Origin of the sequence: Bacillus sp. AR2-1 (assembly GCF_008368755.1) — a bacterium.
Taxonomy (GTDB): Bacteria; Bacillota; Bacilli; order Bacillales; family Bacillaceae_G; genus Bacillus_A; species Bacillus_A wiedmannii.
Genome location: NZ_QORY01000007.1, coordinates 181,117 through 202,003 on the forward strand (window position 1 = coordinate 181,117; position 20,887 = coordinate 202,003).

Genomic DNA, 20,887 nt, shown 5'->3' on the forward strand with positions numbered 1-20,887 from the left:
CCTTTTTCTTTGGCTGCTACTTATTTGTCGTTAAGACAAACTACACCTGGAAGCTCTTTGCCTTCCATGAATTCTAATGACGCACCGCCGCCAGTAGAAATGTGGCTCATTTTATCAGCCATACCGAATTTTTCAACAGCTGCTGCAGAGTCACCACCGCCGATAACAGAGTATGTATCTTCTGCATCTGCTAATGCTTGTCCTACTGCTTTTGTACCTTCTGCGAATGGAGTCATTTCGAATACACCCATTGGTCCATTCCATACAACAAGCTTAGAATTTTTAATTACATCTGCATAAATTTCACGTGTTTTAGGACCGATGTCCACGCCTTCCCAAGTAGAAGGGATAGAGTCGATACCTACGATTTGAGTTGTTGCAGTTTCAGAGAATTCCTCAGTGATTACAACATCAACTGGCATGTAGAAGTTTACGCCTTTTTCTTTTGCAAGTTGCATAAATTCTTTAGCTAGTTCGATCTTGTCGTCTTCACATAGAGATAGACCAATTTCATGACCTAAAGCTTTAACGAATGTGTAAGCAAGTCCGCCACCGATGATTAAGTTATCTACTTTGTCTAATAGATGACGAATTACACCGATTTTATCTTTTACTTTCGCACCACCGATGATAGCTGTGAATGGACGTTCTGGGTTAGAAAGTGCTTTTCCAAGTACATCTAACTCTTTTTCCATTAATAATCCAGATACTGCTGGTAGGTAGTCTGCGATACCTGCTGTAGAAGCGTGAGCACGGTGAGCTGCACCGAATGCATCGTTTACGAAGATATCAGCAAGAGCTGCAAATTCTTTCGCAAGTTCTGCATCGTTCTTTTCTTCGCCCGCATAGAAACGTACGTTTTCAAGAACTAATACGTCGCCTTCGTTCATTGCTGCAACCATTTCTTGTGCAACTGGTCCGAATGCTTCGTCTGCTTTTTTAACATCTTTACCAAGAAGCTCGCCTAAACGTGCTGCTACTGGAGTAAGACGTAATTCTTCTACTGCTTGACCTTTTGGACGGCCTAAGTGACTTGCTAAAATAACTTTCGCACCTTGCTCTACTAAATATTGAATTGTAGGAAGAGCTGCACGGATACGAGTTTCATCTGTAATTTTGCCTTCTTTCATAGGTACGTTGAAATCAACGCGGCAAAATACACGCTTACCTTTTAAATCTACGTCACGAATTGATTTTTTGTTCATTGGATTTCCCTCCGACTACTAGTTAGGATTGACAAAACCCACTCAAAAGCTTAACACATTTGCTTTTAAAACGAAAGAAGAGAGAGAGGGAACAAACCCTCTCCCTCGTTTTGTCATTGATTACTTATATAATTAAGAATTAAAGACCTTTAGAAGTCATGTATGCTGCTAGGTCTACTACGCGGTTAGAGTAACCAGTTTCGTTATCGTACCAAGAAAGTACTTTAACCATGTTACCTTCCATTACCATTGTAGATAATGCATCGATTGTAGAAGAAGCTGTACATCCGTTATAGTCGATAGATACTAATGGCTCTTCGCTGTATCCAAGGATACCTTTTAATTCGCCTTCAGCTGCTGCTTTGAATGCTGCGTTTACATCTTCAACTGTTACTTCTTTGTCAAGTTCAACAACTAAGTCAACAAGAGAAACGTTAGCAGTTGGAACACGTACAGCGCCACCATTTAATTTACCTTTAAGTTCTGGTAATACTAATGCTACAGCTTTAGCTGCACCAGTAGATGTTGGGATCATGTTTTCAGCTGCTGCACGAGCACGACGTAAATCTTTGTGTGGTAAGTCTAAGATTTGTTGGTCGTTAGTGTAAGAGTGAATTGTTGTCATCATTCCGCGTTTTACGCCGAATTTTTCGTTTAATACTTTAGCGAATGGAGCTAGACAGTTTGTAGTACAAGAAGCGTTAGATACTACGTTGTGGTTAGCTGCATCATATTGTTCGTGGTTAACACCCATAACTACAGTGATATCTTCGTCAGAAGCTGGAGCTGAGATGATAACTTTCTTAACTGATCCACCTAAGTGTTTTTCAGCGTCTGATTTTTTAGTGAAACGGCCAGTAGATTCTACTACTACTTCTACTCCGTAGTCGCTCCATGGTAATTGAGCTGGGTCACGCTCAGCGATAACTTTAATTTCTTTACCGTTAACAACGATGCTGTTTTCGTTAGCAGATACTTCTGCATTTAAAGTTCCGTGAACTGTGTCATATTTTAAAAGGTGAGCTAATGTTTTAGCATCTGTTAAGTCGTTGATTGCTACTACTTCTACCTCAGAGTTGTTAAGAGCTGCGCGGAATACGTTACGTCCGATACGTCCAAATCCATTAATACCAATTTTAGTCATTTGAATTTCCTCCTTGGGGGATTATATTAAAGGGTAATACCCTTTGTTAACTGTTTTGCTGCACCTTCATCTGTAATTAGAATTGAAGTGTGCCCTTGTTTAATTACAGCCTGTATTGCCTTTGCCTTTGAAGAACCTCCAGCGACTGCAACAACGTGAGATACATGTTGTAAATCCTCAAGTTGCATACCAACTGTTCTTACTTTATGAACAACATTTCCTTGTTCATTAAAGTAGTAACCGAAAGCTTCGCCTACTGCTTCGCTTGCTTGAATCTTTAACCAATCTGCTTCTGAAGTATTTCTGCGACGTGCCATTGTTAACGCATCACCTATTCCATGAATGACGATATTGGAAGATCGAATCAACTCAAGAACTTCTTTCACGGAAGGCTCTGTCACAATAGACGCATATGCTTCGCTACTAACATGGTCTGGAACATACAATAAGCGATAATTACTCATCGTATTTTGTGCCATCTTGGCACAAATGGTATTGGCTTCTAATTCGACACCCTCTCCAATTCCACCACGCGCTGGGACAAATAGCATATGTAAATCTTTGCAATCAAGCTGCATCATGTCCGCAGCAGCAGCTAGCGTAGTTCCTCCAGCCACAGCAACGATATTATTCGCTGTCAGACGGTCTTTTATACAAGTCACACAAGCACGGCCCATCTCCAGTTTGACCCAAGGTGATTCATCACTATCACCAGGGACAACGAAAACTTCATCCAAGTCTAATGTTTCCTTAAGTTGCTTTTCTAAAACCTTTAACCCGGAAATTTCTTTCATAAAGTCTTCCAAAGCAAGAACTAAAGCTGTTCCTTCTTCTGTCAAAGTCATTCCAGAAGAAGCGACGTGAACTAAGTTTTGTTCTTTCAAAACTTGAACTTCACTTCGCAATACTCGTTCTGTCATACCGAGACTTGCTGACAAGTTTCTTCTTCCAATCGGCTGCATGAGCCTAATGTATTGAAGAATTTGCATTCTCGTTTGCATAACAGGTAGCAGATCAGGTAATAATTTTTTTGTGTTCTGAATCCATGAGCGCATATCTTTTCTCCTCACTACATTGGTTCATTTTTCCTCGTGGTCACTTTACGTCCCGTAGTGACATTTTGTGTCCCACATAGGTTAAAAAAATAATCCCTGCTACGTGTATTATTGTAACAGGAGATAGAAACTTATTCAACTCTTAACTGCATTCTTTATATAGTTTATTATGACACCTTTGTGAATGTTACCATATTCTACTTGTTTTCCGCCTATTTCTACCACCGGAATCATTAGGTGATATTTTTCTAAAAGGTCATTATCTTCATATATATTTATTTCCTCGATTTGAAAAGAATATTCACATTGTACTTCCTCTAAAACTTGTTTCGCCTGCACGCAAAGGCCACAATCTTTTTTTGTATACAGTACAACTTTCATATTCTCCACCTATCCGATCGTTTTTCGTAATGATGACGCTGGAATGTGCATTTGTTCTCTATACTTCGCCACTGTTCTTCGAGAAATAACGATTTCATGCTCTTCTTCTAATAATTTTGAAATCTTTTGATCTGAAAGTGGCTTTTTCTTATTCTCCGCCTCAACAAGCGTTTGGATAAATCGTTTCACACGCTTTGTAGAAACTGCTTCATCTTCAGTAGTCGAAATAGCATTACTAAAGAAAGATTTCATCTCAAATAAACCATGTGGTGTTTGCACATATTTATTTCGCGTTGCACGACTAATTGTAGATTCATGCACACTTAACTCTTCCGCTACCTCTTTTAAAGCAAGCGGTTTTAAATATTCTGGACCTTCCCAGAAGAAATCACGTTGTTTTTCCATAATAATAGTCATCACTTGCAGAAGCGTTTGTTTTCTCTGTTTTAAACTGCGCATAATCCACTGCACATGCTGATACTTTTCTGATACATAAGATGCTACTTCACTTTCACTATTATTCAGAAGCGCACTATACTCAGAATGAATTTCAATTCTCGGCATATTTCTCTCGTTCATTTGTAAAACGAGACGATCACCATCTTTTTTCACCGCCATATCAGGCACAATATAAAGCGGTTTATCAGAAGAAAACGCAAGACCTGGTTTCGGCTGTAATGACGTAATACAGTTCACCGCCGATTGCAATTCTTCATTACTACACTTCAACACTTGAACGAGCTTTCGCCAATCTTTCTTCACGAAATAAGCGAAGTGATCCTCTATAACCTCTTCCGCTAATCCATTCCGTCTTTGTAAGCGCTTCAATTGTAAAGTTAGACATTCCTGAATATTACGCGCTCCTACCCCTGCTGGCTCGAGTGATTGGACAAGCTCTACAAAGCGGGCGACTTCATGAATCGGTGCGGAAAGGAGATCCGCTAACTCTTCGTTCGTTTCTTGTAAATACCCATTTCCATCCATGTTCATAATAATGAAAGAAGCTATTTTTCGCTCTTCTTCATCTATTTTATAATACTGTATTTGATTTAATAAATGTTGCTGAATCGTTGTTGAATCCACACTGTAGATTTCCATCTGATTCTCGATTTGTTTGCTGGTACTTTTACTGTTGTTAGAGCTCTTTTTCTTCTCCCTCTCAAAACCACCTAACTCAATAAGGGGATTCTCTAACGATTGCTCATACAAAAACTCCGATAATTCTTGTACATTATACTGGAGCATTGTAATCGCTTGCCTTAACTCTTGTGTCATTGCCAAACGTAAGCTTTGTTCTTGTAAAAGACTTGCCTTCAAACTAATCTCCCCCTTGTTTCTATTGTACAATAAGTTTGGTAAAAGGAGAATGCTATCACAGACACCCATTCCAAAATATTATTAATTTATATGTATTAATGAGATTTACAACTTACAACCGAAATTTGAATAATATTGAAAGAAAATAATAGCGCGATAAAAATTATTACCACATACTAATAGTAAATCTTATTATCAGATATAACAAGTATTAATAAAAAAGGTCTGCACTTATATTTGTAAGTGCAGACCTTTTTATGCAGATAGATTCATTATGCTTCGTTAAATATAACATCCCCTTTTTCAGCAGGCCATTCACCTTCTAATTCCATGTCGTCTAACATCATTTCAGCCGTAAAGACAATCGCTATTAAATCCTTATGGTAGTCTCCGCTAGGCAAATAGTGATTAGGTCCAAAACAATCCCTATCAATTTCTTTATAGTGCACTTCCATATTTAACATGAATTTCAACATTTCATCGCCTGTAATTTCACCAGAATCAGACACAGCAACGGTTCTACGTTCGTTATCCCCTAAAATACTTAAATATCCACTAATTTTACGCACCTGCAATCCCCTCATACTATAATTTTTAGATAATTTTAGTATAAACTCATTACAAAATTAACAGAAGTACCTTGTAGGGCCATAACAAAAACCCCCTATACACAATTATTTCTAATCACATACAAGAGGTTGTTTTAAATTTACTATTTATTTTCAACACGTAACACCAACAATACATAACGCGCCCAGAGGGATTCGAACCCCCGGCAGACGTGGTACCGGAAACCACCGCTCTATCCGACTGAGCTATGGGCGCATGATTATAGAAAATAGTTCATTTTCTTTTCATAATAATAGCAATAAAATCCATCTAAATCAATAAAAATATCCCTGTAATCCTTTATGAACCTTAGTTAGGAATATATTAACAAAGTACTACCCCCTAAATTTTCCAATCATAAATTCATCCCAACTCACAAATTATAATCTTTGAATTGATATTCCAAAGGGGGCTTCATTCAATGACTGTAATTACAAAACTAAAGCAAACTGTTTCTGGATTAAAAAGTGCACAAGCTAGCTTAGAGGGATTCGCTCTTGATACGGATAACCAACAAGCAAAGCAACTTTTCCAAACAGCTGCAGAGCAAACGCAAACGATTATCGATTCTTTAAATCCACGCGTTGAAGAAGTCCAACAAGAAGAACCACAATACTCACAGCAATAACAGATTAGTCATGCTGTGAAATAGAAAAAGGATGATATGCAGTCATCCTTTTTCTATCACATTACATATTGCAATAGAAATGGAATGATAATCATGCGAAAACTCGGTCTCATAACCGCATTATTTGCCCTTCTATTTAGCTCTTTTACCGGATGTGATAATAGTCCCTTAGATAAAAAAGTGAAAGAAGAAGCAAAACGAACGGAGAAAGAAAAAGGTCCCAAACTAACAAAGACGAGTACGGAATCCTTTAATCAATCTATATCACAAGGAGCCAAGAAAAGGGCTCTCGCTATGGATGAAATTACAAAAAGCACAGCAGTGAATTCAAATTTGGATCTCTACATAGCAGTTCTACCTGAGCATCACGAAAGGTTTGGATTAAAGCCTCTGCGTAAGAAGCTTCAAAAGCAGCTAAGTGATGAGCATCCTACTTTCGATGTTCGTGTAAGTACTGATAAAAAAATCTTTATGTTACTCGAAAAGCTTGAGAGCAAAATTAAGAAAAAAGAAGTATCTAAAGACGAGATCAATAAGCAATTAAAACTCATTGGGAAAAAAATGGAGTCTAACACTTAACGCTTTTTAATAGAAAAGGAAGGATCGCAATGTCTAGTAAAGATAAGAACTTAACCCCTGTGCAACAAGAGTATAAAAAATTCGAGCAAGAACGCGAACCGAAGCGTCCTGTCTTGAAAAATTGTATTAAAGCCTTTTTCGTCGGTGGTTTTATTTGCTTCATCGGACAACTCATTTCTACGTTTTATATCACATATTTTGACTTCACTGAGCGTTCAGCAGGAAATCCAACAGTCGCAACTCTCATTTTCATTTCCATGTTACTAACTGGTTTCGGTATATATGACCGCTTTGGGCAGTTTGCTGGAGCAGGCACAGCTGTACCCGTTACTGGATTTGGTAACTCTGTTATTGCCGCATGTATCGAACACCGAACAGAAGGGTTCGTACTCGGCGTTGGAGGAAATATGTTTAAATTAGCCGGCTCTGTTATTTTGTTTGGTGTATTTTCAGCTTTCATCATCGCACTTATTAAAACGATTCTCGTTCAATGGGGAGGGCTATAAATGTTACAAGGACACCGAACGTGGGTATTTGAAAACAAACCAGTTATTATTTCGACAGGAGTCGTTGGCGGGCCATTTGAAGCAAAAGGAAACATTCCAGAAGACTTCGATATCCTCCATGAAGATTTATGGCTCGGCCAGGATTCCTATGAAAAAGCCCATAAAATTTTATTCGAAGAAGCTTGTAGCCGCGCTACTGAAAAAGCCAAGCTTCGTAAAGACGATATTCAATTCGTACTTGCAGGAGATTTAATTAATCAAATCACTCCAACAAGCTTTGCCTGCCGTACACTCGGAACACCATATCTCGGATTATTCGGAGCATGTTCTACTTCCATGGAAGGATTAGCGCTCGGGGCAAGTATTGTAAATGCAAAAGGCGCAAAATATTTATTAACCGGGGCATCTAGTCATAACGCCGCTGTAGAGAAGCAGTTCCGATATCCAACTGAATACGGCGGTCAAAAACCTCCTACCGCACAATGGACAGTAACTGGAGCTGGCGCAGCTATTTTAAGCGACACTGGACATGGTCCTAGAGTAACATCTGCAACAATCGGACGAGTGATTGATATGGGATTAACAGATCCTTTTAATATGGGTGGTGCGATGGCCCCAGCAGCTGTCGATACGATTGAGGCCCATTTACGCGAACGACAAATTGACGCCTCTTATTACGACTTAATTGTAACAGGTGATCTTGGACATGTCGGTCGCGAAATTGCTTATGACTTACTACATAAACACGGAACGAAAGTAACGAGCGAACAGTTTCAAGATTGCGGCATACTCATTTATAGAGAAGGGCAACCTGTCATAGCTGGTGCTAGCGGACCGGGATGTTCCGCAACAGTCGTGTACGGTCATTTATTAAACCGAATGAAAAGAGGAGAGTTCAAAAAAATACTTGTCGTTGCGACAGGCGCTTTACTATCTCCACTTACATTCCAACAAGAAGAAACGATTCCGTGTATCGCTCACGCCGTTTCGATTGAATTTGGAGGTGCAACGCAATGATTTTTTTCTGGGCTTTCGTCATCGGCGGACTCATATGTGTAATTGGCCAACTTATGTTTGATGTTGGCAAGCTAACACCCGCTCATACAATGGCAACACTCGTTGTTGCCGGTGCTATACTGGACGGATTCAACCTGTATGAACCATTAATCGACTTTGCTGGAGCCGGGGCAACTGTACCTATTACAAGTTTCGGTAATGCCCTCGTTCACGGCGCAATGGAAGAAGCTGCAAAACACGGCATCGTTGGCGTCATTACCGGAATGTTTAAAGTAACAAGCGCTGGTATTTCTGCTGCTATCATATTCGGATTCATTGGTGCATTACTATTCAAACCGAAAGGATAAGAGGTGTTTGTATGACAGTTATCGCTAGCGTTAAAACCTGCCTTGCTAGTGTAAGGGGCGCTCAAGCAAGTTTAAGCTCCCTTTCACTAAATTCACAGGACGCGGAATCAAAACACGTATTTCATGAATGTATGTTAGAAATGGACAGCATCATCGCTGATTTACAGAATAGAGTTTCATTATTAGAACGTGAAGAACCTCAATATAAAGGGTTTTAAGTAGACTGGAGGAAATGACTATGTCTCACCTGCCGGAATGGACACTTGTCATTCTTCGCTCTGTATTCATATTAATTATTTTATTCGCTATTACGAAATGGTTAGGGAAAAGACAAATCTCTCAGCTCTCCTTTTTTGAATACATAGCCGGAATGACAATCGGTGACATCGCTGCCCAAGTATCTACAGGGCTCGATTCAAAATTTTTCCACGGCGTCTTTGCGATACTCATTTTCGCTGTGGTACCTTTTTTCACAGGAATCCTCTCCTTAAAGAACAAAACAGCTCGCGACTTCTTTGAAGGGAAATCTACCGTATTAATAAAAGATGGAAAAATACTCGAAGATAACTTAAAGAAAGAAAAATATACAAGTGACGAATTACTGGAACTACTCCGTGGAAAAAATGCTTTCAGCGTAGCTGATGTTGAATTTGCCGTACTAGAACCGAGCGGAGAATTAAATGTATTATTAAAGAAAGATCGCCAACCACTTACAGCAAAAGACGTTGGCTTAAAAGTACCGAATGAAAAAGAACCACAAACTGTTATTATGGATGGCAATGTCTTAGATGAACCTCTATCCTCTAGTGGACATAACCGCGCTTGGTTACATTCTGAACTAGAAAAGCTCGGTGTTGTTATTGAAAATGTCTTTCTCGGTCAAGTGGATTCATACGGACAACTTACTATCGACATTTATAATGACAAACTACAAATGCCTTCTCCTCAAAACAAGCCTTTATTATTAGCATCTTTAAAAAAATGTCATGCTGATCTTGAACTATTTTCCCTAGAAACAAAGTCGAAATCAGCAAGCGAAATGTATAGTAAAAACGCGAAACGCATCGAAAAGATTTTAAATAAAGTAACCTATCTTTTAAAAGAATAGATATCACAAGAACGCTTCAGTAAAAAGGCGTTCTTTTCTTTTTACTACAGATTTCATGACGTTTAAATTTATGTAATTCGGTTATGATGTTGAAGATACATAAGCAGGGAATTTCAAAAACATAGCGAATAATTCATGGTACAACTACATATTTTTTTGATTTAAAGTGGTTTCGTTTGACCTTTATTGACCATAATTGTATTATAAGACTAAGAAAGCTTTAGAAGGAGGAAATAACAGATGAATTTAATTCCTACAGTAATTGAACAAACAAATCGTGGAGAACGCGCTTACGATATTTACTCTCGACTATTAAAAGACCGCATCATTATGCTTGGTAGTGCAATTGATGACAACGTAGCTAACTCAATCGTTTCCCAGCTTTTATTCTTGGAATCTCAAGATCCAGAAAAAGATATTCACATCTACATCAATAGCCCTGGTGGTTCTATCACAGCAGGTATGGCAATTTACGATACAATGCAATTTATTAAACCACAAGTATCAACAATCTGTATCGGTATGGCTGCATCTATGGGTGCATTCTTACTTGCAGCAGGTGAAAAAGGAAAACGTTATGCACTTCCAAACAGTGAAGTAATGATTCACCAACCACTTGGCGGAGCACAAGGTCAAGCGACTGAAATCGAAATCGCTGCAAAACGTATCCTATTCTTACGTGAAAAACTAAACCAAATTCTTGCTGACCGCACAGGTCAACCACTTGAAGTACTACAACGCGACACAGACCGCGACAACTTCATGACAGCTGAAAGAGCTCTAGAATACGGCTTAATCGATAAGATCTTTACAAATCGTTAATACTTAAAAGCGGAAGCGGCTCGTTCAGAATCGCAGGGCGATGGAGCCCCTGATTCCGAGGCGCTTTTTGCCTCGAATGAAGGGGCGAAACGACCGGAGATTCTAGCCGCTGGAGCTGGATATAACTAAAAGCGGAAGCGGCTCATTCAGAATCGGAGGAGGATGGAGCTTCTGACAAAGAGGTGCTTTTTACCTCGTCGGAAGAAGCGAAGCCACCGACCATTCTAGCCGCTGGAGCTGGATAGATTAAAAGCGGAAGCGCCCTATAATTGGGCGCTTCTTTTATATATTGTTCCCCGCTCACATACCCCACCTAGTATACCCCTAAATATATCGGCGATTTTTCAAATATATCGACCGTAACTCCAATTATATCGGCGATTATTTTAATATATCGACGATTCGACACAACTTATCGACTTACCGACAATCCTCGACAAGCATGCACCCCCTACATACCCGACTCTCAACACCAAATAACAAAACAAAAAAGCTATCGCACATGCGCGATAGCTTCTTATTGTATATATGCAGCTAATGCTTCTAAAGCTTCTTCTGCATCTGAACCTTCTGTTGTAATTGTTATCATGCTACCAGTTCCAATTGCTAAGCTCATAATCCCCATTATGCTCTTTGCATTCACTGTCTTTCCATCTTTCTCGATGAAGATATCCGCATGAAAGCGATTGGCCTCTTGTACAAACAACGCAGCCGGACGTGCTTGTAAACCGTTTTTTAATGAAACCTTAACTCGTTTTTGAACCACAGCTCCATTTCCCCTTTAACCTCTTATTTTTTTGCTACCGCTTCCCCCGCGCGTAATTTCTCTGCAATCTCATCGATTTTACGCAAACGATGATTAATACCCGATTTACTAATTTTCCCCCCGGATACCATCTCGCCTAACTCTTTCAATGTTACATCTTGATAATCTCTTCGTAATTGTGCAATTTCTCGCAGTTTATCTGGTAATATATCAAGACCAACTGTCTCATCAATATAACGGATATTTTCAATCTGCCTTAGCGCTGCACCAATTGTTTTATTTAAATTGGCTGTTTCGCAGTTCACTAAACGATTTACTGAATTACGCATATCGCGAACGATTCGAATGTCTTCAAATCTTAAAAGTGCATTATGAGCGCCTATAATATTTAAAAACTCCGTAATCTTTTCTGCTTCTTTCAAATACGTAATGTACCCTTTTCTTCTTTCCAACGTCTTACTATTTAAATCAAATCCGTTCATCAATTCACATATAGCATCATTATGTTCCTTATATAACGAAAAGACCTCTAAATGATAAGATGATGTTTCTGGGTTATTTACTGAACCACCTGCTAAAAATGCACCTCGTAAATACGATCGTTTACAACATTTCTTCTCGATTAATTCCTGGGATATATTTCGAATTAACGAAAAGTCGTCTCGAACAATATGAAGATCAGCTAATATTTCGCGAGACTTCTCAACAAGCCGCACAATATATACATTATTTTTCTTCAATCGCATTTTTTTACGAACAAGTAATTCTACCGTCACGTCATATCCTTTTTTCAAAAGCGTATAAATCCTTCTTGCGATTGCCGCATTCTCCGTTTGAATATCGATAGATAGACGACGGTTTGAAAAAGAAAGCGATCCGTTCATTCGAAGTAACGCTGATAATTCTGCTTTCTCACAGCATTCCTTCACCTCAAGATTCGTTAGCTCTTTCTTTGTTTCTGATGCAAATGACACAGTCAACACCTCCTTATACGATTACTTTGGAACAAAAATCTTGTCCTATATGAAATGATGAGCGTTACCTCAAACGAGGCAACGCACATCTACAACAGTGAATATAAAATAGAAGCTAGTTTTAATGTATCGTGCCTTACAACACGATCATCATACTTCGCTAATTGATCTTGAATGACATCAATATTGCTCTCTGTAAAACGCTCTTCATCTACTACAACTGGTGCCGACATTTCTTCCTCATACAACTGACGTAATTCACAAGGAATATCACGGTTATTTACAATTGCAGTATCGATAAATGGTTTACCTAAATGATCATGTAACGCCTGCACATGGTCAAACGCAGTATATCCCATCGTTTCACCAGCTTGCGTCATAACATTACACACATATACCTTCTTCGCTTTTGCAGCAAGAACAGCATCCCCGATTTTGTTAACAACTAAATTCGGTAATATACTCGTATACAAACTTCCTGGACCAAAAACAAGTAAATCAGCTCGTTTAATCTCAGCCAACGTTTCATGTAACGGCTCTACATCTTCTGGAGTTAAAAAGACGCGGTTAATCTTCTTCCCAGAATAAGGAATCTTTGATTCACCTGTTACAATTTCTCCATCTTCTAGTTCCGCATGAAGTACCGCACTTTGGTTCGCTGCAGGTAACACACGTCCTCTGACATTTAACACTTTACTCGTTTCCGTAATCGCATGGAAGAAGTCTCCTGTAATCGAGGTCATACCCGCTAATAATAAATTTCCTAACGCATGACCTTTCAGCCCGTCTCCCGTTGTGAAACGATGCTGAAATAAAGCTTCCACCAGCGGCTCTACATCTGATAACGCAACAAGTACGTTACGAATGTCACCTGGGGGTGGAATTTCGAGCTCATCACGTAATCTACCTGAACTGCCACCATCATCAGCGATTGTAACAACTGCTGTAATATCAACCGGATATTGTTTTAATCCTCTTAATAAAACAGAGAGTCCAGTACCGCCTCCCATGATAACAATTTTAGGTTTTCTCTCTTTTTTCATCCCTTAATGGCCCTTTCTCTTCTCCACATCACGATGAGATACATGAACGCTATACTCTGGTTTCAAATGTTTCCCAAGGTATTCTGTAAGCGTAACAGAACGATGCTGTCCACCTGTACATCCAATTGCAATTACAAGTTGACTCTTGCCTTCTCTTTTATAATGAGGCAGCATGAAAGTAATAAGATCCGTCAATTTTTCTAAAAACTTATGTGTCTCATTAAATTTCAGCACATACGATGAAACTTCTTCATCTAGTCCTGTTAATGGCTTCATATGTGGAATGTAATATGGATTTGGTAAAAAACGAACATCAAATACTAAATCTGCATCAATTGGAATACCGTACTTAAATCCAAACGACATAACATTTACACGAAATGCTTGCTCAGTTTCAGTTGAAAACAGATGAACAATTTTTTCACGTAATTCTTTCGGTTTTAAATCCGATGTATCCAGCACAATATTCGCTCGTGCCTTCATATCAGTTAATAAGCCACGCTCCATCTCAATTCCCTTTAACGGCAAACCAGTTGGTGCAAGTGGATGCGAACGTCTCGTTTCTTTATAACGAGTTACAAGCGTGCCATCTTTCGCATCTAAGAATAAAATATGAGGAATAATCCATGTACGTTCTGATAAATCATCAAGTGCTCCCCATAAATGTTCGAAAAACTCTCGGCCACGTAAATCAACGCCAAGTGCCACTTTATTCATTTTCCCTTTTGAATCCGCCATAAGTTCAATAAACTTCGGCAATAACATCGGTGGTAAATTATCCACACAAAAATATCCTAAATCTTCAAAACTTTGTAAAGCTACTGTCTTTCCAGCTCCAGACATTCCTGTAATAATTACCATTTTTATATCATTATTCTCTGTCATCGTATCCTCTCCTTGACGGTTTAACTCGGATCTAATCGATATGAAAGCAACTCAAAATCTGGGGTATATACAAATGTACCGTAGATTATGCCATTTCCTTTAATTAAATAATCAATAATGTGATAATCTCCTGGTGCCATTGCTAAATCATCAATTTTGTCAAATGTATGCCAACCAATGATGCCTTCTTCGCTCTCTAGTTTGTTTTCTCCTGCAAAATCTGTCGCTAAAAAGGAGAACATCATCCATTCAGAAACAACTTTATCACCTTCTTGGATGACAAAGGTGAAGACCCCTTTTAACGCTGGGTTCTTTAAATAAATACCTGTTTCTTCACGATACTCGCGAACAACGGAATCTCTTACTGTCTCACCACGCTCCATTTTCCCGCCTGGTGCAACCCACCAATTTCGGCGAGGTTTTTGGAGTAAGAGTACTTCATTATCTCTAATTAACACACAGTTTGTCACTCTTTGCATGTTTCTTCACCTCAGCTACTTGCAGTAAATTTCTCACTGCATACTCATTTCATTATACTATCAAAAACAGTTTGCTACAACGAAGGAGCCAGTCCTCTTTCGCTAAGCACATGCTACTCAACAATTTTAAAAAAGCTTTCTAGAACAAGCAATGTAAATGCCTAGACTTTCAATGAATAGCATGAAAAATCCCCTTAACGATTTTTATCGCCAAGGGGATTAAAGTCCTTATTTCTTACCGAAATAAGTAACAATCGCAAATCCTAAAATAAAGGTAATAATTGAACTTATAATTGAAAATCCTCCAGTTGGAATACCAGGGAACACAATTACAATCGAGCCGATAACAAGTCCAATAATTGCCGCAAATGTCATACTTTTATAACGATCTAACAAGAAACTAATTCCTTTACTACTTACAACAAACCCCGCCATAACACCAGCACCGATAACTACGATTAAAGGTAAGTTCAGTGTAGTTAAAGCATTAATTGCTGTCGGATACACACCAATAATTAATAAAATAAATGATCCGCTAATTCCAGGAAGCAACATAGCCATACTAGCCATCCAGCCCGCGAAAAATAAACCAATTGCATTTAAAATTGTTAACGTCGTAATTGGATCTGCTGCCTTATCTGGTTTAAAGAAAGCTGTGATCGCAACAAGAATTGCTGCAACTATTAATAAAACAATGTGCTTACCTTTAAACGACGACTTTGCATCAGCTTCTCTCATTAACATCGGTAATATACTAATAATTAAACCGAGGAAGAAAAATTGAGTCGGTTCATAATGATTTGCAAGTAAATATTTAATAACGTGACTTAACGTTAAAAACGCTGCTGCCACACCAGCTGCAAGGGGAATTAAAAACCCTAAATGTTTTTTCCATTCGCGACTAAAGAATCCACTAATTGCCGCAAGCAATTGTTCATAAATCCCTAACACAACAGCGATTGTACCGCCGCTCACACCAGGAATTAAATCACTAACGCCCATACAAAATCCACGATATATATTACGCCATTCCATACTGAATAAATTCCTCATTTCTTATAGTGATTTTTCCGTAAAGTCCAGTATATCAATAAGAAAGCTTATAATCCCAATATTTTTTGACAAAACTTTGACATTTTCATAAAAAAAAGAAAGCTCCTATCGGTAGCTTTCTTCTCAAAAGGCATATTATCCCTTATTTTTCTGATACTGTTTTTAGTTCTTCTAATAATTCTTCTACGTAATGTTGTGCACTTTGTGCTGCGATACTACCATCACCTGTTGCAGTTACAATTTGACGTAGCATTTTTTCGCGAACATCTCCAGCTGCGAAAATACCAGGAACTTTCGTTTCCATACGCTCATTTGTTTCAAGGTAACCATTTTCATTTGTAATACCTAGTTCAACAAATGGTTTTGATAGTGGTAACATACCGATGTATATGAACACGCCATCAGTTTTGACTTCTTTCTCTTCTCCACTGTTTACGTCTACAAGTGTTACGCTTCCCACTTTACCATTTGCATCGTTAATTTCTTTTATAGTGTGATTCCAAATGAAATCAACTTTCTCGTTTTGGAAAGCACGATCTTGTAAAATTTTCTGTGCACGAAGAGTGTCACGACGGTGAACGATTGTTACCTTTGATGCGAAGCGTGTTAAGAATACACCCTCTTCAACAGCAGAATCTCCACCACCAATAACTACAAGTTCTTTTCCTTTAAAGAAAGCCCCATCACATACTGCACAATATGATACACCACGGCCGCCAAGTTCTGTTTCGCCTGGCACACCAATTTTTTTATACTCTGCACCGCTTGCAACGATAATTGCACGTGCTTTATATTCTTTTTTACCAGCAATAATTGTTTTGTATTCTTTACCATCGATGACTGCTTTCACATCACCGTATGCATATTCAGCACCAAATTTCTTCGCATGCTCGAACATTTTATTTGATAAGTCTGGTCCTAAAATAGACTCATAACCTGGGTAGTTCTCTACATCCTCTGTGTTTGCCATTTGGCCACCTGGGATACCACGCTCAAGCATTAATGTGCTTAAATTCGCACGAGATGTATATACTGCAGCTGTCATACCAGCTGGTCCTGCACCAATAATAATGACATCATAAATTTTTTCTTCTGACACACTATTCACTCCTATTCATTCCTACACAATTAAGTTACCCTCATTATACTGTTAGCATCATTTTTTTCCCAATGATTTGCTTACCCTATGTGTGCGTACGTTTAACAGCCTGCACATACTTTCGAACAGTCGCTACAGATACATTATATACATCCCCAAGCTCCGACTGTGTCATCTTATTTCCTTGTTCGCTGCGTACGATATATTCAACAGCAGCTGACCAGCCGTATACATTTGTAAAAACTGCCCCAGATGTATATAAACGTATGAACGTACAAAACCAAAATTGTAAACACTCTTCGATTAATTCATCATCTTTTTTCGTATAATTATATAAAGCATCCGCAATTTGTGCGCACTGTTCAAATTGCTGTAAATCAGCTGGAATGCTCTTATGGCTATTAAGTAAAAAGAAATACTTTGCAAGTTGCGATACGATTGGAACACCGTTCTTCGCCTGCGTTACATCAAAGAAAAATCCCACCTTCTCTGGCGTTGACAATTCATTCATTAAATATAAAGCTAGCATTTGTTCCTCTAGCGTCGCACTTTGTTGAAATGATTTTCGTAATTCTTCAAATAATACGTTTTGTCCTTCATCTGCTAAATTCAGCGCATTCCACGGTTCTTTTCCCTTTTTATCAGGGTGCAATTCTACAACATGCTGCCACATTTTTTCAGCTACTTGCTGATCTTTCACCATATAAGCAGAATATGCAAACCAATAATAAAAACTAACGTCTCCCTCATATCCTTGACGCTTTAATACTTTGAACCATTTATATGCAGGCTCAAAATGACCAATTGTTGCAAGTGTCGTTCCAAGTTTCAAACGATGCTCGAACGAAATCGGATATACTGAAACTAACTGCTCCGCTAACGCTTCTACTTGTTTATGCTCTCCAATTGAATATAGGAAAATAAGCGTATTACAAAGCGCATGTATATTACCAGGATTTTTCTCTAAAATCATTTCCGTTAACTTCAGAGCTTTATCTACATTACCAGATTGAAAATGTGCAATGGCTAAATTATTATGACCCGACCAAAATTCCGGATAATCTTTTGTAACAATTTCCAATGTAGCAATTGCTTCTTCCAATTGTCCGTTACGAATATAACGATTCGCTTCTTCTTGCATAACAATTAGATCGTCTTCATCCTCAATCTCTTCCTCACCCATCGCTTCTTCTTCCATAATTTCAAGTAATTCTAATGTATCTTCTACAAATTCCTTCTCTTCTGCAACTTCTAAATAGCGATCCGCATACTTTTTCGCCTGCTGAAATAGCCCCATATATGCATAATTATTTGCAATAAAATAATAGCATTGTTCAAGTTCTGGATTAGATCTAACAAGCTTAAAGAAGATTTGATTCGACTCTTGATATTCACCAGCCTCAGATAATACTGTTGCTAATTGGCATAAAATAAACGGCTCCTTCTCACTTTGTGCCGCTCTTCGAAAATATTTAATTGCATCTTGCAATTTCTGTCCTTTGTAAGCCCTCATCCCTTTTTTATAAAAGAAGTCCGATAATTGATTAAAAGAGATAACTTGTCCGTTCTCCTTATATATTCCTTGATTTTTCCCCATATATCCTCCAGTTTTTTGTTTTCTTCGTTCACACATTCTTCTATCTATAAGTATAAACGATTCCGTAAAAAACAAAACAGTATATTATACTCAATTATTTCCTTTTTATTCATTAAAAAAGAAGAGAAATGTTACATTTTTAGCATCAACCTTCTCTAGCATCCATTTCTTCTTTCGTATAAATAACACGCATTGGATTTCCACCCACGAAAGCACCACTTGGGACATCTCTATGAACAAGTGTGCCAGCTGAAACAATCGCGCCATCCCCAATTTTCACACCTGGTAATATAGTCGTATTTGCTCCAATCATCACTTCATTTCCTATGACGATCTCTCCAAGTCGATATTCGCGAATTAAATATTCATGTGCTAAAAGCGTTGTATTATAGCCGATAATTGAATTCTCTCCCACAGTTATCTTTTCTGGGAACATAATATCCGGCACTACCATAAGTGCAAATGATGTTTTCTTTCCGACTTTCATCCGTAAAAACGTACGGTATAACCAATTCTTGACGGATAAAAATGGTGTATAACGCGCAATTTGGATAATAATAAAGTTTTTCATTACCTTCCAAAAAGACACTGTTTTATACACATTCCATAATGAATTTTCTCCCGAAACAGGATAGCGCGTTGTCCGTCGCACTTAACTCGCTCCTCTACTAAAAAGTGAAACTGTAAGTTAGTAGGGAAACAGACCCCTACTAACTTACTTGGACCTTTATGAACGGTTCATATCAGACAAAATCGGTAGCAAATCACTCATTTTATCTAACATAAAGTCCGGCTTGTAAGCCTCTAAATATGCTCTACCTTTCAACGTCCATGAGACAGCAGCTGTTTTCGTGCCCGCATTTTGTCCGCCGACAACATCATGGTGATTATCCCCAACCATCAATGCTTCTTCCGGTTTCGCATCTAATAACTCAAGCGCTTTTTGAAGTGGTTCTGGATGTGGTTTCACATGCTCCACATCATCAATTGTCACGACAACATCAAAAAATTCATCAAGCTTTGACAACTTTAATCCCATCTCAACTGTTTGTCTCGCTTTCGTTGTAACAATACCAACTTTATAACCTTGCTTCTTCAACTCTTGAACTGTTTCATATACAGTTTCATATTCTTCCACTAATTCATCGTGATGATCATGGTTAAATTGACGATAACATGTAATCATCTCTTCAACCTTGTTTTCATCAATCTTGCTGAAAGTATCATGTAAAGAAGGGCCAATAAATGACAATACATCTTCACGCTTATATTGACTTGGATAATATGTATGTAACGTATGTAAAAAAGAAGAAATAATAAGTTCATTTGTATTAATTAGAGTTCCATCTAAATCAAATAACACTGTATTTATTCTCATTGCCTTAGTCCTTTCTCTTTCCTGAATATGAAAGAAGCAGCATCTTATAATAAGATGCTACTTTTCTCTAATTTTCCGAATATCTTTTATCAGCTTGCCCCATTTTTCGTCTCACGATAATGAAAATAATAGAAATAACAACAAGTCCAATTGACATTACTTGTGCGATACGAAGTGGTCCTAACATTAAACTATCTGTACGTAAGCCTTCTACGAAGAAGCGCCCTATTGAATACCAAATTAAATATGTGAAGAATAATTCCCCGCGTCGTAAATTCACTTTTCGTAATGCAAGTAATAAAATGACACCTGCAAAATTCCATAATGATTCATATAAAAACGTTGGATGATAGTACACACCCTCAATATACATTTGATTAATAATGAAATCCGGTAAATGAAGTCCTTCTAAAAACTGTCTCGTTACTTCATCACCATGCGCCTCTTGGTTCATAAAGTTTCCCCATCGACCAATTGCTTGTCCTAGTAAAATACTTGGCGCAGCAATATCAGCCAACTTCCAGAATGAAACCCCGCGTCGTTTCGCAAAAAGAATCCCTGTAATAACAGCCCCGATTAAACCACCATGAATCGCCAAGCCACCTTGACGAATATTAATAATTTGACTCGGGTTTTGCGCGTAATATTCCCATTCAAAAATAACATAGTACATTCTCGCAAATAGAATAGCGATCGGTACTGCAATTAATACAAGGTCAACAAATGTATCTTTTGGAATACCTAGTCTTTCTCCCTCGCGAGTTGCTAGCCAAAGACCTAATAGCACGCCTGTACCGATAATAATCCCGTACCAATATACAGGAAACGGCCCAAGTTGGATCGCTACACGGTCAAGCTGTGGTACAGAACCTAACAGCATATGTATGACCTCCCT

26 protein-coding genes and 1 tRNA gene are annotated in these 20,887 nt (G+C 38.3%); 8 read left to right on the forward strand and 19 right to left on the reverse strand.

Going from position 1 to position 20,887, the window contains the following annotated elements:
• Positions 1–20: 20 nt before the first annotated feature.
• The 7 genes from DT250_RS07750 to DT250_RS07780 all read right to left on the reverse strand — a co-directional run bounded on the left by DT250_RS07750 (position 21) and on the right by DT250_RS07780 (position 5,927).
• Complete coding sequence (locus tag DT250_RS07750; protein ID WP_001036333.1) at positions 21–1,205, reverse strand: phosphoglycerate kinase; 1,185 nt, start codon at positions 1,203–1,205, stop codon at positions 21–23.
• 139 nt (positions 1,206–1,344) lie between these two features.
• The gene (gap, locus tag DT250_RS07755; protein ID WP_000161234.1) at positions 1,345–2,349 is read right to left on the reverse strand and encodes a type I glyceraldehyde-3-phosphate dehydrogenase; all 1,005 of its coding nucleotides are present in this window, start codon (positions 2,347–2,349) and stop codon (positions 1,345–1,347) included.
• A 26-nt stretch (positions 2,350–2,375) separates the two neighbouring features.
• Positions 2,376–3,404, reverse strand: a complete 1,029-nt coding sequence (gene cggR, locus DT250_RS07760; RefSeq protein WP_001258183.1) for a gapA transcriptional regulator CggR — start codon at positions 3,402–3,404, stop codon at positions 2,376–2,378.
• A 135-nt stretch (positions 3,405–3,539) separates the two neighbouring features.
• Complete coding sequence (locus DT250_RS07765) at positions 3,540–3,785, reverse strand: glutaredoxin family protein (protein WP_000869731.1); 246 nt, start codon at positions 3,783–3,785, stop codon at positions 3,540–3,542.
• Positions 3,786–3,794: 9 nt separating this feature from the next.
• Positions 3,795–5,102, reverse strand: a complete 1,308-nt coding sequence (gene rpoN / locus DT250_RS07770; protein ID WP_088064784.1) for an RNA polymerase factor sigma-54 — start codon at positions 5,100–5,102, stop codon at positions 3,795–3,797.
• 272 nt (positions 5,103–5,374) lie between these two features.
• Positions 5,375–5,671: a hypothetical protein gene (locus DT250_RS07775; RefSeq protein ID WP_149212876.1), complete on the reverse strand. Its 297-nt coding sequence runs from the start codon at positions 5,669–5,671 to the stop codon at positions 5,375–5,377.
• A gap of 180 nt (positions 5,672–5,851) precedes the next feature.
• Positions 5,852–5,927 (reverse strand) — tRNA-Arg (locus DT250_RS07780).
• A 205-nt stretch (positions 5,928–6,132) separates the two neighbouring features.
• Here DT250_RS07780 and DT250_RS07785 point away from each other — a divergent pair.
• From DT250_RS07785 to clpP, 8 genes are all read left to right on the forward strand, one after another.
• Positions 6,133–6,339 carry a DUF1657 domain-containing protein gene (locus DT250_RS07785; protein WP_000216160.1) on the forward strand — a complete coding sequence of 69 codons (207 nt, stop codon included), beginning with the start codon at positions 6,133–6,135 and terminating at the stop codon, positions 6,337–6,339.
• Between the two features lie 93 nt (positions 6,340–6,432).
• Positions 6,433–6,918, forward strand: a complete 486-nt coding sequence (locus tag DT250_RS07790; protein WP_046955592.1) for a YhcN/YlaJ family sporulation lipoprotein — start codon at positions 6,433–6,435, stop codon at positions 6,916–6,918.
• A gap of 29 nt (positions 6,919–6,947) precedes the next feature.
• Positions 6,948–7,424 carry a stage V sporulation protein AC gene (gene spoVAC, locus DT250_RS07795; protein WP_149212877.1) on the forward strand — a complete coding sequence of 159 codons (477 nt, stop codon included), beginning with the start codon at positions 6,948–6,950 and terminating at the stop codon, positions 7,422–7,424.
• The gene (gene spoVAD, locus DT250_RS07800) at positions 7,425–8,441 is read left to right on the forward strand and encodes a stage V sporulation protein AD (RefSeq protein WP_046955591.1); all 1,017 of its coding nucleotides are present in this window, start codon (positions 7,425–7,427) and stop codon (positions 8,439–8,441) included. It abuts the gene before it with no gap.
• The gene (spoVAE, locus tag DT250_RS07805; protein ID WP_000575918.1) at positions 8,438–8,788 is read left to right on the forward strand and encodes a stage V sporulation protein AE; all 351 of its coding nucleotides are present in this window, start codon (positions 8,438–8,440) and stop codon (positions 8,786–8,788) included. The genes spoVAD and spoVAE overlap by 4 nt, the downstream gene beginning before the upstream one ends.
• Positions 8,789–8,799: 11 nt before the next feature.
• Entirely contained in the window at positions 8,800–9,006 is a 207-nt protein-coding gene (locus DT250_RS07810) for a DUF1657 domain-containing protein (RefSeq protein WP_149212878.1), read from the forward strand.
• Between the two features lie 20 nt (positions 9,007–9,026).
• Positions 9,027–9,896: a DUF421 domain-containing protein gene (locus tag DT250_RS07815; RefSeq protein ID WP_149212879.1), complete on the forward strand. Its 870-nt coding sequence runs from the start codon at positions 9,027–9,029 to the stop codon at positions 9,894–9,896.
• A 240-nt stretch (positions 9,897–10,136) separates the two neighbouring features.
• The gene (gene clpP, locus DT250_RS07820) at positions 10,137–10,718 is read left to right on the forward strand and encodes an ATP-dependent Clp endopeptidase proteolytic subunit ClpP (protein ID WP_001049163.1); all 582 of its coding nucleotides are present in this window, start codon (positions 10,137–10,139) and stop codon (positions 10,716–10,718) included.
• Positions 10,719–10,860: 142 nt separating this feature from the next.
• Here the strand turns inward: clpP and DT250_RS31630 are convergent, their stop codons facing one another.
• The 12 genes from DT250_RS31630 to lgt all read right to left on the reverse strand — a co-directional run bounded on the left by DT250_RS31630 (position 10,861) and on the right by lgt (position 20,872).
• Entirely contained in the window at positions 10,861–11,031 is a 171-nt protein-coding gene (locus DT250_RS31630) for a hypothetical protein (RefSeq protein ID WP_176546142.1), read from the reverse strand.
• Between the two features lie 204 nt (positions 11,032–11,235).
• Entirely contained in the window at positions 11,236–11,484 is a 249-nt protein-coding gene (locus tag DT250_RS07830; RefSeq protein WP_000250305.1) for an HPr family phosphocarrier protein, read from the reverse strand.
• Between the two features lie 23 nt (positions 11,485–11,507).
• Positions 11,508–12,458 carry a DNA-binding protein WhiA gene (gene whiA / locus DT250_RS07835; RefSeq protein ID WP_000006569.1) on the reverse strand — a complete coding sequence of 317 codons (951 nt, stop codon included), beginning with the start codon at positions 12,456–12,458 and terminating at the stop codon, positions 11,508–11,510.
• A gap of 89 nt (positions 12,459–12,547) precedes the next feature.
• Positions 12,548–13,501 carry a gluconeogenesis factor YvcK family protein gene (locus DT250_RS07840; RefSeq protein WP_000712182.1) on the reverse strand — a complete coding sequence of 318 codons (954 nt, stop codon included), beginning with the start codon at positions 13,499–13,501 and terminating at the stop codon, positions 12,548–12,550.
• Between the two features lie 3 nt (positions 13,502–13,504).
• Positions 13,505–14,386, reverse strand: coding sequence for an RNase adapter RapZ (gene rapZ / locus DT250_RS07845; RefSeq protein ID WP_000138461.1), 882 nt, complete (start codon positions 14,384–14,386; stop codon positions 13,505–13,507).
• A 20-nt stretch (positions 14,387–14,406) separates the two neighbouring features.
• Positions 14,407–14,865 carry an NUDIX hydrolase gene (locus DT250_RS07850; RefSeq protein ID WP_001190080.1) on the reverse strand — a complete coding sequence of 153 codons (459 nt, stop codon included), beginning with the start codon at positions 14,863–14,865 and terminating at the stop codon, positions 14,407–14,409.
• Between the two features lie 228 nt (positions 14,866–15,093).
• Entirely contained in the window at positions 15,094–15,900 is an 807-nt protein-coding gene (locus DT250_RS07855) for a DUF368 domain-containing protein (protein WP_000455195.1), read from the reverse strand.
• 160 nt (positions 15,901–16,060) lie between these two features.
• Positions 16,061–17,017: a thioredoxin-disulfide reductase gene (trxB, locus tag DT250_RS07860; protein WP_001288065.1), complete on the reverse strand. Its 957-nt coding sequence runs from the start codon at positions 17,015–17,017 to the stop codon at positions 16,061–16,063.
• A gap of 85 nt (positions 17,018–17,102) precedes the next feature.
• On the reverse strand, positions 17,103–18,614 hold the full coding sequence (locus DT250_RS07865) for a tetratricopeptide repeat protein (RefSeq protein ID WP_048542490.1): 1,512 nt from the start codon (positions 18,612–18,614) through the stop codon (positions 17,103–17,105).
• 145 nt (positions 18,615–18,759) lie between these two features.
• Complete coding sequence (locus DT250_RS07870) at positions 18,760–19,266, reverse strand: acyltransferase (protein ID WP_088608596.1); 507 nt, start codon at positions 19,264–19,266, stop codon at positions 18,760–18,762.
• A gap of 75 nt (positions 19,267–19,341) precedes the next feature.
• Entirely contained in the window at positions 19,342–19,992 is a 651-nt protein-coding gene (gene ppaX / locus DT250_RS07875; RefSeq protein WP_087983934.1) for a pyrophosphatase PpaX, read from the reverse strand.
• 67 nt (positions 19,993–20,059) lie between these two features.
• Positions 20,060–20,872, reverse strand: a complete 813-nt coding sequence (gene lgt, locus DT250_RS07880; RefSeq protein ID WP_000924234.1) for a prolipoprotein diacylglyceryl transferase — start codon at positions 20,870–20,872, stop codon at positions 20,060–20,062.
• Positions 20,873–20,887 lie beyond the last annotated feature (15 nt).